This window comes from Nocardioides mangrovi (genome assembly GCF_020073815.1).
Classification (GTDB): Bacteria; Actinomycetota; Actinomycetes; order Propionibacteriales; family Nocardioidaceae; genus Nocardioides; species Nocardioides mangrovi.
This window is the reverse complement of record NZ_JAIQZJ010000004.1, coordinates 170422-184198: the sequence shown is the minus strand read 5'-3', so window position 1 is coordinate 184198 and position 13777 is coordinate 170422. Positions and strand designations below refer to the sequence as shown.

Below are 13777 nucleotides of genomic sequence, written 5' to 3'. Positions count from 1 at the left end.
CACCTATCGAACGATTCAGCGTTCGGATGAGGAACGGAGTGGCGATGAGCGAGTTCGCCGGACAGCGTGTGGTGATCGCCGGAGGCACGTCCGGGGTCGGGCTGGCGACCGGGATCGAGTACGTCCGCGCCGGCTGCACCGACCTGGTGCTGATCGGACGTGACGAGGAGCGCGGCAAGCGGGCGGTCGAGCTGGTGCTGGAGGAGGCTCCGAGTGCACGTGTCGAGTTCGTGTCGGCGGATCTCAACGACCCGGACGGCGCGCTCGAGGCGGCGGCCACCGCGCACCGGGTCCTCGGCGGCATCGACGTGCTGGTCTGCTCGACGGTCGCGCCGTACCAGCCGACGTTGCTGCACGAGATCCCCCTCGAGCAGCTGCGCGACATCCTCACCCAGCAGGCACTGGGGCCGCTGCTGACCGTCCGCGCCGTGCTGCCGTTCATGCGCCGGCAGGGCTCGGGCGCCATCGTCACGATCGCGAGCGACGCCGCCAAGGTGCCGACGCCCGGCGAGACCGGGATCGGCGCCGCGATGGCGGCCATCGTCACGTTCTCCCAGACCCTCGCCGTCGAGGCCAAGCGCGACGGGATCCGGGTCAACGTGCTGACGCCGTCGCTGATCGTCGACACCGCGTCGTACGACCGCGCGATGTCGCAGGAGTTCAGCAAGAAGATCTTCGACAAGATCACCCGCGCCGCGTCCCTCGGACTGACGGAGCCCAGCGATCTCGCGCATGCCGCCCTGTACCTGACGTCGCCACGCTCCCGCCGGGTCACCGGCCAGGTGCTCAGCGTCAACGGGGGGATCTCCGTTGTCTGACCGACGCCTCGTCCGCCGCCGCCTCCGCAGCGTCGCCGACGTCGTGGCGATCGAGACGACGTACGGCGAGGAGGGGCTGCTGCCGGCCGACACCGTGCTCGGATGCCTGCGCGAGGTCGCTCGCGAGCAGCCGGACAAGCCGGCCATCGTGCTGATCGAGCCCCCCGACCTCCTCACGCCGGCCCGCTCGGTGAGCTTCGCCGACCTGATCGCGGACATCGAGTCGAGCGCCAACCTCTTCCACGCGATCGCCGGCGGCAGGCCGTCGGCCGTCGGCCTGATGCTGCCGATGGTCCCCGAGGGGCTCACGGCCCTGTGGGGCGGCCAGACCGCGGGCACGGTCGTGCCGCTCAACCCCTTCCTCGACCTCGCGCCGGTGGTCGCCATCCTTCGCCAGGTCGGCGCGACCGTGCTCGTCACGACCCGCGAGACGCTCGACGCCAAGGGCGGTGCCGCGGCCCTGCTCGCCGACGTGCCGACCCTCGTCGAAGTGCTCTACGTCGACGACGACGACCCCCGTGCCGACCTGCGGACGCGGGCCGCGGCGTACGGCGGCGGGCTCGACTTCGCCCCCGACGAGGACCCGTGGCGCGATGCCCTGATCATGCCGACCGGCGGCACCACCGGCACCCCCAAGCTGGTCCGGATGTCCCAGGCCGGGCAGCTGCGGGTCGCCTGGAACGTCGCGGCCCTGATGGGCAACGAGACCGACGGCGTGACCGCCCACGGCATGCCGAACTTCCACTGCGGTGGCACGATCTCGCTCGGCCTGCGCACCCTCGTCTTCGGCGGGACGCTGCTCACCCTGACCGAGGTCGGCTTCCGGTCCCGTGAGGCCGTCGCAGCCTTCTGGGACATCGCTCGTCACTACCGGGTGACCTCGTTGCTGGCGACGCCGACCACGGCGCTCGCCCTGCTGCACGGCTCGGGCAGCTCCGAGGGCTGCGTCGTCCGCGACTTCCACGTCGGCGGCAGCACCGTGCCCATGGACCTCGTGCTGCGGTTCCACGAGCGCTTCGGGATCTGGCTGCGCGAGAACTGGGGCATGACCGAGCTGCACGGCACCACGACCGGTCACTTCAACGACGGCTCTCAGCCACGGGTCGGCTCGGTGGGGCGGACCCTGCCCTTCGTGCGCGTCAAGGCGGTCGAGCTCGACGCCGACGGGCGTTGGCTCCGCGACTGCGCGCCCGGCGAGCGGGGTGCCCTGCTCACCGCCACGCCGACCGTCATGTCGGGCTATCTCGACCCCGCACTCGACGGCGGCTACTTCCCCGAGGGCGTGCCGAGCGACCTGCCTCCGCACTGGCGGTGGGGCAACACCGGCGACCTCGGCTCGGTCGACGAGGACGGCTTCGTCTGGGTGTTCGGGCGGGCCAAGGACCTGATCATCCGTGGCGGCCACAACATCGACCCCAAGGAGATCGAGGAGGCGCTGGTCGCCCACCCGGAGGTCCAGATCGCGGCCGCGGTCGGGAGGCCCGACCCGGCGAAGGGAGAGCTGCCCGTCGTCTACGTCGAGCCGGTGCTCGGCACCGCGCCGGACCCGCAGTCCCTGCTGGCGTTCTGCCGCGAGCACGTGCACGAGCGGGCGGCGGCCCCGGTCGAGGTCATCGTGGTCGACGAGATGCCGCTGACGCCGGTGGGCAAGGTGTCCAAGCCCGCCCTGCGCATCGACGTCGTGACCCGGGTGGTCGCCGGCCTCGCGCACCAGATCGACCCGACCGCCGAGGTGGCGCTGGACCACGCCGGCGCTCGGCTCTGCGCCGTCGTGGCGGTCCGCGACCAGCGCGCGGTCGAGGACATGAGGGCGGCTCTGTCGGGCTACGAGTTCGACAGCCGGGTCCACGTGGTCGAGGCGGTCTCATGACCATCGCGGCGACGCAGGCCAGCCCTGCGCAGGACGCCTCTCACGGAGGTCACGCGGTCACGGCTCGGACCGAGCTCGAGGAGTTCCGCGCGAGCGTCCGCAGGATGGTCGACGACCGGATCAGGCCGCACGCCGCCGAGACCGACCGCACCGGCACGGTGCCCGAGCACTCCCGGGCGGCGTTCCGCGAGATGGAGCTCGCCGGCCTGGCGTTCCCCGAGGAGCTCGGCGGATCCGGTGCCGACCTGCACACCCAGGTCATCGCGGTGGAGGAGGTGGCCCGCGGTTGCGCGAGCTCGGCGAGCATCCTGCTCACCCCCTGGGCGGCCCTCACCCCCGTCGCGGTCCACGCCGATCCGGCGCTCGCCGCGACGGTCGTGCCGGGTGTCGCGCGGGGCGACGAGCTGGCGAGCTTCTGCCTGACCGAACCCACGGGCGGCACGGACCTCGCCTCGCTCCGCACCCGTGCGGAGCGCGTCGACGGCGGCTGGCTGCTCAACGGCCAGAAGCGGTTCATCTCCAACGCCGGCCACTCCACGTGGTACGCCGTCCTGGCGCGCAGCGGCGCCGACAGCTCGTACGGCGTCTTCCTCGTTCACGCCGGCGACGAGGGGCTGGGCTTCGGCAAGCCCGAGGAGAAGATGGGCTTCCACGGCTTCCCCACCGCTGACGTCCACCTCGACGACGTCTTCGTGCCGGACGGCCACGTGGTCGGCGACCCGGCGCGTGGCTACCAGTACATGATGGACACGCTGACCTACACCCGACCGCTGGTCGCGGCGCAGGCGCTGGGCATCGCCCAGGCGGCCTTGGACGAGGCGTTGGCCTACACCGCGCAGCGCGAGCAGTTCGGGCAGTCGCTCTCACGGTTCCAGCTGGTGCGGGCCATGGTCGCCGACATGGCGACCGCGGTCGCGGCGGGTCGGGCGCTGCTGCACCACGCCTGCGACCTCGCGGTGGAGAACACCAGCGCGTCCCGAGCGGCGGTGTCGATGGCGAAGCTCTTCTGCTCCGACACCGCCATGTCCGTGACGACGACCGCGGTCCAGCTCCACGGGGGCAACGGCTACATGCGCGACTACACCGTCGAGCGGCTGATGCGTGACGCCAAGGTCACCCAGATCTGGGAGGGCGCGAACGAGCTGCAGAAGATGCTCGTCGCCAAGGACGCCTACGCCGCGCACGAGAGGCGCTGACCGGCTCCCCCGCCGTCCCGCCCCGATCCGCCGCGGACCCACCCGGGTCCCTCGGTTGCTGCACCCTGCCCATCTCCCGACAACCCAGGAGTGTCCATGTCAGTCCAGGTGCTGAACGGTCTCGCGTTCGGCGTCCTCCTCCTCGTCCTCTCCTCGGGACTGGCGTTGATCTTCGGCCTCCGCGGCGTGGTCAACTTCGCCCACGGAGCCGTCTACATGCTCGCGGCGTACGTCGCGATGTCGCTCTCGGGCCGGACGTCGTTCTGGGTCGCCCTCGTCGTGGTGCCCGTCGTGCTCGCCGTGGCCGGGCTTCTCGTGGACCGGTTCGGCCTGCGCTACCTCGTCGGCCGGAGCCCATTGGACATGGTGCTGCTGACCTTCGGCCTCACCTTCGTGATCGCCGACGTGGTGCAGTCCGTGTGGGGCACCCAGGCCTACACGATCGACCCGCCCTCGGTGCTCGCCGGGAGCACCGACCTCGGGTTCGCCACCTACCCGACGTACCGGCTCTTCGTGATCGCGGTCGGGCTGCTGGCCTGCGCCGGCCTGATGACCTGGCTCAAGTTCTCACGCACGGGACTCTTCGTCCGGGCATCCAGCGACGACCGGGTGACGGCCGGCGCGATGGGCGTGGACGTCGACCGGGTGTCCGCCACGGTCGTGGCTCTCGGCTTCGGGCTGGCCGGGCTCGCCGGCGTCCTGGCCGGTCCCTACCTGACGCTTTCGCCCGCGATGGGCACCCAGATCCTGATCATCACCTTCATCGTGGTCGTCGTCGGCGGCCTCGGCAGCATCGGCGGGCCGATGGTCGCAGCGCTCCTGATCGGCCTCGCCAACTCCATCACCGCGGTCCACGCGCCCACGCTGTCGGCGTACGTGCCCTACCTGCTGATGCTCGTGGTGCTGCTCCTGCGACCGCAGGGCATCGCGGGCAGGAGGACGGCGCTGTGAGCGCGCCGACCGTCGCCGACACCCTGCGCCGGGCCCGCCGCGGCGCCCGGTGGGAGGTCGCCGGCTGGGTCGTCCTGGCGCTCGTCGGCCTCGGCGCGCCGTACGTGCTGACGCTCTACCAGCTCCAGCTCGCCCAGCAGGCCGCGATCATGGGCATCCTCGCCCTCAGCATCGGATGGCTGCTGCGCCAGACCGGACAGCTCAGCTTCGGCCATGCGGCGTTCTACGGCATCGCCGGCTACGGCACGGCGTACGTCGCCGAGCACGCCTCGCTGCCGATCGGGCTGACCCTGCTCGCCGGCATCGGCTGTGGGGTGGTCGCGGCGCTCGTGGTCGGACTGGTGACGATCCGGGTCCCGGGCATCGCGTTCGCGATGCTCACCCTCGCCATCGGGATGCTGGTGTGGGTGGCCGGCGGGCAGCTCCACTCGATCACCCGGGGCGCCGACGGGCTCAACGTCTCGCTCGAGGGGTCGCTGCTCGGCAAGGACGTCGTGATGTACGGCAACCCCGTCGACGCGTGGCCGCTCGTGTGGGGCCTGCTCATGGCCTCGGTCGCCGCGCTGTGGGCACTGAGCCGGACGACCTGGGGTCGGCGACTGGCCTCGATCCGCGACAACGAGGAGCGGGTGCGCTTCTCCGGCTACGCCACCTACTGGCCCCGGGTCGTCGCCTTCACCGTCTCCGGGCTCGTCGCCAGCCTGGCCGGCACGGTCAACCTGGTCACCACGAGCTTCATCTCGCTCGAGACCCTCTACTGGTCCACCGGCGGACTGGCGCTGATCGTCGCCGTCATCGGCGGCGTACGCAGCGTGCTGGGTCCCCCGGTGGGAGCAGCTCTCTTCATCGTGCTGCAGAACTACCTGTCGGGCAGCGGCGCGCACTACCAGGCGGTGCTCGGCGTCGTGCTCATCATCGTCGTCCTGGTGGCGCCCGGCGGGCTCGCCGAGATCGCGGCACGGGCGCGGACGGCGGCCGTCGTCCGGGTCCGTCACCGCGCCACGGAGCCCGCCCCACCCGCGCCCGCTCGCGATCCGCTCGACGCCGGAGCCGCCCCCTCCACCGACACCGCAGGAGCCCGCCGTGCTGCAGCTCGATGACCTCTCCTTCGCCTACGGCAGCGTCAAGGCCGTCAACCAGGTGACCCTCGAGGTCGCCGAAGGCTCGATCCACGGCCTCATCGGTCCCAACGGCGCCGGCAAGAGCACCTGCATCGACCTGGTGTCCGGCCGGCGTCGACCGACCAGCGGCACCGTGCGCTACCGCGGTCGGCACATCACCGACCTCTCGGCCAGTCGGCGTCGGCACCTCGGCATCGCCCGATCGTTCCAGCGCATCAGCGTCTACCCGACCCTCACCGTCGCGGACCAGCTCGACCTCGCCGCCCGGCTGGTGGGCGAGCAGGACGTCGACGCCATCGTCGCTGCCCTGGACCTCGGGCAGTGCCTGTCCGTCACGCCCGCCGAGATCGGGTACGGCGAACAGCGACGCGTCGACATCGCCCTCGCCCTGGTCGGCGCCCCGGACCTGGTGCTGCTCGACGAGCCCGCCGCGGGACTGTCGCGGGAGGAGAGCATCGCGCTCGCCGACCACCTCGCGGCCCTGGTGCGGGACCGCGGCATGACGGTGGTGCTCGTCGAGCACCACCTCGAGGTCGTCTACCGCGTGTGCGACCGGCTCACGGTGCTCGACCACGGAGCGGTGATCGCCGACGGCGTACCGCAGGAGGTGCGCCGGGATCCGCAGGTCGTGGCGGCCTACCTCGGCCGGAGCGCGGCATGACCGCCCCGGTGCTGGCCTTCGACGGCGTCCGCGCCTACTACGACGACGCCCTCATCCTCGACGGTCTGAGCTTCGAGGTCGCCGAGGGCGAGTCCTTCGCGCTGCTCGGCCCGAACGGGGTGGGGAAGACCACCAGCCTCAACGCGATGTTCGGGATCGCCCACCTCCGCGGCGGCAGCATCACGGTCGACGGTGCGCCGCTGCGCGGTCGACGCCCGCACGAGGCCGCCCGGCGCGGCGCGGCCCTCGTGCCGCAGGGCCGCTGGATCCTCCCCACGCTGACCGTGGAGGAGAACCTGGTCGTCGGGACGGCACCACGCCGGCGCGGGCCCTGGGACCTCGCCAGCGTGTACCGCACCTTCCCGGACCTGAAGGAGCGACGCGACTCGCTGGGCACGCAGCTCAGCGGCGGCCAGCAGCAGATGCTGGCCATCGGTCGTGCGCTCATGTCCAACCCACGGGTGCTGCTCCTGGACGAACCGTCCGAGGGCCTCGCGCCGGTGGTCATCGATCTTCTCGGGGACTGCCTCGCCGACCTCAAGGCGGCCGGCACGTCGATGCTGCTCATCGAGCAGCGCCTGGACCTCGTGACCCGCCTCGCCGATCGGTACGCCGTACTGCTCAAGGGCGAGACGGTCGCTGAGGGCCGCGTCGAAGACACCTCGGACGAGGCGCTCCGCGACCTCGTCGGGGTCTGATCCGCACCACACCTGGCCCTGCGGCCGTCCTGATGGGAGAACAGATGAAGAACGCACGAGTCCGAGGCGGAGCGATCGTCGCCGCCGCCGGCCTGACCATGGCGGCCGCGGGCTGCTCCGGCGGCGCCGCCAACACCGCCAAGCAGGACACCGACGGCCCGATCCGGGTCGCCGTCGTCACGCCCCAGTCGGGGCCCTACGCGGCGTACGGCGAGGAGCAGCGCAAGGGGATCCAGTTCGCCGCCGACGAGGCGAACGCCGACGGCGGGATCGACGGACACAAGATCGAGCTCGAGTTCGCCGACGACCTCGGCACCCCCGAGGGAGCCCTCGCGGCCGCCCAGAAGCTGGTGCAGGACAAGCAGGCGCCGTACGTGATCGGCATGGTGTCGTCGCCCGAGATGGCGGCGGTGACGCCCAAGCTCGAGGCCTGGGACGCCCTGATGATCGGCACCCAGGGACAGAGCGACGACCTGACGGGGAAGGCGTGCACGCCGCGCTACTTCCGGACCACGGCCAACGACACGGTCGGGATCAACACGATCGCCTACTGGCTGGGGCAGGAGGATGAGCCGCAGTGGGACAGCATCGCCGCGGACTACTCCTTCGGGCAGGCGAGCACCACCGGTGTCGAGAACGCGCTCGAGGACGAGGGGAGCGATCTCGGCGCGAAGCTGTTCTCACCTCTCGGCACCACGGACTTCGGCAGCTACCTCAGCCAGCTCAGCGGCAAGGGTGGCCTCGTCGTGTCGCTCGCCGGCGCCGACGCGGTGAACTTCTACAAGCAGGCCCTGCAGTTCGGCGTGCTGCAGAAGTACGACACGGTGCTCGCCAACACGGGTCTGTCGTCGACGACGTTGGCCGCACTCGACGACGACCGGCTCGTCGGCGCCCTGGGCACCAACAACTGGCTGCCGACCGCCGACACCCCTGAGACCGCCGCCTTCGTGAAGGCCTACACCGAGAAGAACGGTGAGGGCCCGACCGAGAACATCGGCAACGGGTACATGGGGATGCAGACGATCTTCGCCGGCATCGAGAAGGCGGGCAGCATCGCACCGGGCGACGTCGCCGACGCACTCGAGGGCCTCACCTACGACTCGATCCAGGGCGAGGTCACGATGCGCGCCGAGGACCACCAGATCGAGGCGCCCACCTACGTCGGCACCGTGGAGCGAGATGCCCAGGGACAGCTGATCCTCAAGGCCACCGCGGCCATTCCGGCGTCGGAGAACAACCCGACGGCCAACCCGGACTGCAACCTGAAGTGACCTCGCTCGCATGACGTCCGGATCCCTCGGCCGCCTCCGGGTGCCCAAGGCCAGCGACGTGCTGGCCGAGGCGCTCGCGGACCGCATCACCGGCGGCTTCCTCCCCGAGGGCACCGCGCTCCCGTCCGAGCGGGCCCTGGTGACGCAGTCCGGCCTGAGCCGCACCTCGGTGCGTGAGGCGCTCAGGATCCTGGAGGTCCACGGGCTGGTGGAGATCCGAACGGGTCGGGCCGGCGGTGCCTACGTCCGTCGGCCCGACGGCCACCTGGTCGCGAGGTCGGTCCGCATGGTGCTGCGTGGACCGCACGTCGCGGTCGGGGCACTGCTGCAGACCCGGGCGGCGGTCGAGCCGGCCTGCGCCGGCCTGGCCGCCGCCCGGCGTACCGGTGCCGGCCTGGCCTCGATGGACGCCAGCAACCACGCCATGGCGATCGCCGGCGAGGTGAGCGGCTTCCTGCGCGCCAACGTGGACTGGCACGTCGCCGTCGCCCGGGCCTCGGGCAACGAGCTGCTGGCCGGGCTCATGGAGGCGCTGGCCGAGCTGATCTACGACTCGACCGGTCATGTCGGGCGCGTCGACGCCCAGGTCCGGGCCGACACCTGCCGCGCCCACCTCGCGATCACCGAGGCGGTCCGTGCCGGCGACGCGGACCTCGCCCGCCGACGGATGGACCGACACGTGCGGGCCTACGTCGAGGCCGTCGGCGAGGACCTCGACGCCTCCCTCGACTGGACCGGGACCGAGCTGTCCGCCAGCCGCGCCGGCGGCCTCGTGACTCCTCAGTGAGTCGGCGACCGGACCTCGTCGAAGACGAGGTCACCGGTCGAGAGCTGCTCGCGGAGCACGAACTTCTGGATCTTGCCGCTCGGGGTCATCGGCAGCGTCTCGGCGAAGGCCCAGTACACCGGTGCCTTGTGCGGGGCGATGTGCTCACGGACGAACGCCGTCAGCTCTGCCGACGTCGGCCGCTCGAACCCCGACCGGATGCGGAGGACCGCGCCGACCTGCTCACCCCAGTGCTCGTCCGGTACGCCGACCACCGCGGCGGTCTCGACGGCCGGGTGGTCCAGCAGGACCGCCTCGATCTCCGCCGGGTAGAGGTTCATGCCGCCCCGCACGATCATGTCCTTCACCCGGCCGGTGACCCGCAGGAAGCCTCGCTCGTCGAGCGTCCCGATGTCGCCCATGTGGAGCCAGCCGTCGGCGTCGATGGTCGCGGTGGTCTCCTCCTCCATGTCGAAGTAGCCGAGCATGTTCTGGTAGCCGCGGACACAGATCTCGCCCTGCGCGCCGATCGGCACCGGCTCACCCTGCACGTCGGCGATCTTGAGCTCGAGCCGGGGCAACGGCTGCCCGACGGTGTCGGCCTGGTCGTCCGGCGTGTCGGTCACCCGCGTCTGGCTCACCACGCCGTGCGACTCGGTCTGGCCGAAGAGGATGCTGAACTGGCAGTCCAGGGTCGCGATCGTCCGACGCACCAGTGACGCCGGGACGGAAGCGGCGCCGCTCAGGATGGTCTGCACGCTCGACAGCTCACGGGTGAGCAGGTCGGGATGGTCGAGGACGGCGATCAGCATCGTCGGCACCAGCAGGGTGTGGGTTCCCCGGTAGGCCTCGAACGCCTCGAGGACCGCGCCCGGGTCGAAGCCGGGCAGGAGCACGAAGGTGCCACGCATCGCCCACGCGCCGAAGGACGTCACCGCGCCGCCCCCGATGTGGTACATCGGCATCGCGTTGACGTAGACGCCGCCGTCGGCCATGCCCGCCCGCTCGGCGACGAAGGTGGCCTCGTTGACCAGGCCCATGTGGTGGAGCATCGCGCCCTTGGGGAAGCCCGTCGTACCCGACGTGTACTGGACCTGGATGAGGTCGCGCGGCTGGACCTCCGGAAGCTCCGTCCGGGGATCGCCGCTGGCCAGGAACGCCTCCCAGTCCTCGAAGCGGTGGACGCCGCGCAGCGTGGGCACGCGCGGGTGGATGTCGTCGGCGAGCGCCGCCATGTCGAACCCCCGGTAGAGCCCGGGACAGAAGAGCGCCGCGGCCCCGGACTGGTTCAGGACGAACTCCATCTCCCGTCCTCGGTAGGCGGGATTGAGCGCCACGAGGACCATTCCGGCCAACGCGATCGCGTGCTGCAGGACGACCCACTCCCCGCTGTTGGGTGCCCAGACCGCGATGCGGTCACCGCGCTCGTAGCGAGCCAGGAGCGCCCGGGCGGCGAGCTCCGCATCCGTGAGCAGCTCGGCGTAGCTCCACTCGCGGCGCTCCTCGGGGCCGAAGTCGACGAGGGCCAGGCGGCCGGGCACGGTCGCCGCGGCATGACGCAGGAGGTCGCAGACGGTGGCCTCCCGGACCTCACCCGGCTCGGCCGGTCGGTAGGAGGTGGTGAGGGCGGCGGTGGTGGACATACGGCGCTCCGGGCTCGGTGGACGGCAAGTGACCTGGGTCACGCCATGGTGCCGCGTCGATCTGAGACACTCAAGTTCACTCAGTCACTAAATTTGTAGATCCCTACATGAGGAGGAATCCGTGGTCGACAGGCCGAAGGTCGCCCGGTACGACGAGGCGGCCGTGCTCATCGCCGGCGGCACCTCCGGCGTGGGGCTCGCGAGCGCTCGAGCCTTCCTCGACGCGGGGGTGCGCCGCCTCGCCCTGCTGGCTCGCACCGAGGAGCGGGGGGTGGCGGTGCGCGACGACCTGCGCAGGCAGGCACCGGAGGCCCAGGTGGAGTTCCTGCGCTGCGACGCCGCGCAGCACGAGCAGGTCGAGCACATCGTCCACGAGGCGCACCGGCTGCTCGGCGGGCTCGACGTCGTGGTCAGCTCGACGACCGCCACGTACCGGCCCGAGCTCCTGAGCCGGATCCCGTACGACGACGTGGCCGGGATCATGCTGGGCCAGGCACTGCCACCGATGCTGCTCACCCGGGCCGCCATGCCGCTGCTGGCCGACCAGGGCGGCGGCAGCATCATCACGATCGCCTCCGACGCCGCCAAGGTCGCCACCCCGGGAGAGTCGGTGCTCGGCGCCGCGATGGCGGCGATCGTCATGTTCACGCGGGTCGCGGCGATCGAGGGCAAGCGGGACGGCGTGCGCTGCAACGTGCTCACCCCGTCCCTGATCGCCGGGACCCCGACGGCCGAGAACGTGCTGCGCGACGGCTTCAGCAAGAAGCTCTTCGAGCGCGCGGCCGCCCAGGCGCACCTGGGGGTCGCCGAGCCCGAGGACCAGGCCTCGCTCGTCGTCTTCCTGGGCGGGCCGAGCGCGGCGAAGCTCACCGGACAGGCCATCAGCGTCAACGGCGGGATCTCGGCCGCGTGAGCACCGCGACCCGAGCGACGTCGCCCGACCTCTGGTTCGGCGTCGACGAGATCGACGCGACCGGAGGCGCAGGGGCCGCGATGACCGGCTCCCTGGTGCTCGACGAGCGCCACGTCGGACCGGACGGCCGGACGGCCGTCGGCGCGCTCGGCGTGCTGGTCGACGAGGTCCTCGGCTACTCGCTCATCGAGAGCCTGCCCCCGGACGCATGGACGGTCAGCACCGAGCTGTCCCTCGACCTGCTGGCGCCGCTGCCGACCACCGGCCGCCTCATCGGCCGCGCCCACACCGTGGAGGTCGGCTCGTACGCCGTCGGCGAGGTCCTCGACGCGGAGGGCCGCGTCCTGGCGCACTGCCGTGAGCGCGGACGGCGCGTCGGGCCGGCCGAGCCGGATGCGGCCCAGCGACAGGGCGGTCTCCCGACCCCCGCGGCCGTCGCAGGCGGACTCGCGGCGCTGCTCGGGCTGGAGCGGGACGGCGACATCACCCGGCTCGCCGTGGTCCCGGAACTGGAGAACCCGCGCGGAGTCCTCCACGGCGGCGTCTCTTTCGCGGCCGCCGAGCTGGTGGCCACCCAGGCCAGGATCGACGCCGGCTGCGACCTGGCGACCACCTCGGTCCACTGCGTCCACACGCGGGCCGGGGCGCCCGGCGCCACGGTCGACCTCCGGGCGCACACGGTCCACGCGGGCCGATCGCTGTGGGTCGGCGACGTCACCGGCACCGTGGACGGCCGGGTCGTCGTCTCCGCCCGCGTGACCGCTCAGTAGTCGGCCGAACCGGTCAGCCGACGGCGACCGGGGTCCCGAGCTGGCTGCCCACCACGCCCCTGAGCACGTCCGCGGCCTCCTGGGCCATGGCCGGCACGAACTCGGCCACGTCGACGAGCTCGCGGATGGCCGACGCGACCTGGCCGGTCATCACCAGGCTGTGCTCGACATCGCCCTCGGTCTGGGCGCGCTGCATCGACTCGATCTTCCACCGCGTCTCGGCGACCGCGTCGCTCCCCCCGTGGCGCCCGCGCCCGACCAGCTCGTCCGACGCCGCGTTGCGCAGCCCGCGGCAGGGACCGTAGACCCCGTCGAAGGCGACGTCGTCGCCCTCCCGGGCGTCGAGGAGGGCCTGGATGTACGCCGGGTGCCAGTCCGAGTTGTCGCGACTGGTGATGAAGCGCGTGCCCATGGCGACACCCTCGGCCCCCATCGCCAGGGCGGCCGCGAGGCCGCGCCCGTCGCGAGCACCGCCGGTGAGCAGGACGGGCACGTCGACCGCCTCGGTCACGCTCGGGACCAGGACGTAGGTGTGGACCATCGCCGCGGGCGCATGGCCGCCCATCTCGAACCCGGCGGCGAGGACGACGTCGACGCCGGCCTGGGCGGCCTTCACCGCCTGACGGGTCGACCCGACCTTGTGCTGGTGGACCATGCCGGCGTCGTGGATCCGGTCGACGTACGCCCCCGGGAAGCCGGCCGAGGTGGTGAGCACGGTCAGGCGCCGGGCCAGCTCGGCGTCCGCGGCCCGGGCGTCGAGGACCATGCGGATGTAGACGTCGGTGAAGGGCAGGACCTCGCCGTTCGCGTCCACGCCGACCGGGATGTTGACCGCGAAGGGCCGGTCGGTCAGCGTCGCGCACTCCTCGATGTGGTCGCGGAAGAGCCGCGCCCCGGCCTCGAGATCCTCGGGCATCCCCGGCATCGAGACGGTCCCCAGCCCACCGGCGTTCGACACCGCCGCGGCCAGCCGCGGGGTCCGGAACGGACCGAGTCCCTCCTGCACGATCGGGTGGGCGACCCCGACCAGGCGGGTCCAGCGGTTCGCGATCGGTCCGGTCGGTGCATCCACGGAGAGCCTTTCGACGTTGTTCGACAT

At 72.0% G+C, this 13777-nt stretch carries 13 protein-coding genes; 11 read left to right on the top strand and 2 right to left on the bottom strand.

Annotation, left to right across the window (positions count from 1 at the left end):
• Positions 1-44 precede the first annotated feature (44 nt).
• The 9 genes from K8U61_RS09710 (at position 45) to K8U61_RS09670 (ending at position 9373) form a co-directional block, all read left to right on the top strand.
• Positions 45-818: an SDR family NAD(P)-dependent oxidoreductase gene (locus tag K8U61_RS09710; protein WP_224122809.1), complete on the top strand. Its 774-nt coding sequence runs from the start codon at positions 45-47 to the stop codon at positions 816-818.
• Positions 811-2688, top strand: coding sequence for an AMP-binding protein (locus tag K8U61_RS09705; RefSeq protein WP_224122808.1), 1878 nt, complete (start codon positions 811-813; stop codon positions 2686-2688). Before K8U61_RS09710 ends, K8U61_RS09705 begins: the two co-directional genes overlap by 8 nt.
• Positions 2685-3884 carry an acyl-CoA dehydrogenase family protein gene (locus K8U61_RS09700; RefSeq protein WP_224122807.1) on the top strand — a complete coding sequence of 400 codons (1200 nt, stop codon included), beginning with the start codon at positions 2685-2687 and terminating at the stop codon, positions 3882-3884. The genes K8U61_RS09705 and K8U61_RS09700 overlap by 4 nt, the downstream gene beginning before the upstream one ends.
• Positions 3885-3980: 96 nt before the next feature.
• Positions 3981-4835 (top strand): branched-chain amino acid ABC transporter permease, encoded by an 855-nt coding sequence (locus tag K8U61_RS09695; RefSeq protein ID WP_224122806.1) that lies wholly within the window; start codon positions 3981-3983, stop codon positions 4833-4835.
• Positions 4832-5935 (top strand): branched-chain amino acid ABC transporter permease, encoded by a 1104-nt coding sequence (locus tag K8U61_RS09690; protein WP_224122805.1) that lies wholly within the window; start codon positions 4832-4834, stop codon positions 5933-5935. The genes K8U61_RS09695 and K8U61_RS09690 overlap by 4 nt, the downstream gene beginning before the upstream one ends.
• The gene (locus K8U61_RS09685; RefSeq protein ID WP_224122804.1) at positions 5919-6617 is read left to right on the top strand and encodes an ABC transporter ATP-binding protein; all 699 of its coding nucleotides are present in this window, start codon (positions 5919-5921) and stop codon (positions 6615-6617) included. The genes K8U61_RS09690 and K8U61_RS09685 overlap by 17 nt, the downstream gene beginning before the upstream one ends.
• The gene (locus K8U61_RS09680; protein ID WP_224122803.1) at positions 6614-7315 is read left to right on the top strand and encodes an ABC transporter ATP-binding protein; all 702 of its coding nucleotides are present in this window, start codon (positions 6614-6616) and stop codon (positions 7313-7315) included. The genes K8U61_RS09685 and K8U61_RS09680 overlap by 4 nt, the downstream gene beginning before the upstream one ends.
• A 44-nt stretch (positions 7316-7359) precedes the next feature.
• Positions 7360-8586 (top strand): ABC transporter substrate-binding protein, encoded by a 1227-nt coding sequence (locus K8U61_RS09675; protein ID WP_224122802.1) that lies wholly within the window; start codon positions 7360-7362, stop codon positions 8584-8586.
• Between the two features lie 10 nt (positions 8587-8596).
• The gene (locus K8U61_RS09670) at positions 8597-9373 is read left to right on the top strand and encodes a FadR/GntR family transcriptional regulator (RefSeq protein ID WP_224122801.1); all 777 of its coding nucleotides are present in this window, start codon (positions 8597-8599) and stop codon (positions 9371-9373) included.
• Here K8U61_RS09670 and K8U61_RS09665 read toward each other — a convergent pair.
• Positions 9367-10995: an AMP-binding protein gene (locus K8U61_RS09665; RefSeq protein WP_224122800.1), complete on the bottom strand. Its 1629-nt coding sequence runs from the start codon at positions 10993-10995 to the stop codon at positions 9367-9369. The genes K8U61_RS09670 and K8U61_RS09665 overlap by 7 nt on opposite strands.
• 121 nt (positions 10996-11116) lie before the next feature.
• Here K8U61_RS09665 and K8U61_RS09660 point away from each other — a divergent pair, with 121 nt between their 5' ends.
• Together K8U61_RS09660 and K8U61_RS09655 are read left to right on the top strand one after the other, a co-directional pair.
• Positions 11117-11908, top strand: a complete 792-nt coding sequence (locus K8U61_RS09660; protein ID WP_224122799.1) for an SDR family NAD(P)-dependent oxidoreductase — start codon at positions 11117-11119, stop codon at positions 11906-11908.
• Complete coding sequence (locus tag K8U61_RS09655; protein ID WP_224122798.1) at positions 11905-12678, top strand: PaaI family thioesterase; 774 nt, start codon at positions 11905-11907, stop codon at positions 12676-12678. Before K8U61_RS09660 ends, K8U61_RS09655 begins: the two co-directional genes overlap by 4 nt.
• A gap of 13 nt (positions 12679-12691) precedes the next feature.
• On the opposite strand, the gene K8U61_RS09650 is transcribed toward K8U61_RS09655, so the two are convergent.
• Positions 12692-13750 carry an NAD(P)H-dependent flavin oxidoreductase gene (locus K8U61_RS09650; RefSeq protein ID WP_224122797.1) on the bottom strand — a complete coding sequence of 353 codons (1059 nt, stop codon included), beginning with the start codon at positions 13748-13750 and terminating at the stop codon, positions 12692-12694.
• Positions 13751-13777: the final 27 nt, after the last annotated feature.

Excerpts from the sequence above, each read along its gene's own strand:
- K8U61_RS09700 (WP_224122807.1), top strand. The coding sequence starts at position 2,685 with ATGACCATCGCGGCGACGCAGGCCAGCCCTGCGCAGGACGCCTCTCAC.
- K8U61_RS09665 (WP_224122800.1), bottom strand. The coding sequence starts at position 10,995 with ATGTCCACCACCGCCGCCCTCACCACCTCCTACCGACCGGCCGAGCCG.
- K8U61_RS09710 (WP_224122809.1), top strand. The coding sequence starts at position 45 with ATGAGCGAGTTCGCCGGACAGCGTGTGGTGATCGCCGGAGGCACGTCC.
- K8U61_RS09675 (WP_224122802.1), top strand. The coding sequence starts at position 7,360 with ATGAAGAACGCACGAGTCCGAGGCGGAGCGATCGTCGCCGCCGCCGGC.
- K8U61_RS09695 (WP_224122806.1), top strand. The coding sequence starts at position 3,981 with ATGTCAGTCCAGGTGCTGAACGGTCTCGCGTTCGGCGTCCTCCTCCTC.
- K8U61_RS09670 (WP_224122801.1), top strand. The coding sequence starts at position 8,597 with ATGACGTCCGGATCCCTCGGCCGCCTCCGGGTGCCCAAGGCCAGCGAC.
- K8U61_RS09680 (WP_224122803.1), top strand. The coding sequence starts at position 6,614 with ATGACCGCCCCGGTGCTGGCCTTCGACGGCGTCCGCGCCTACTACGAC.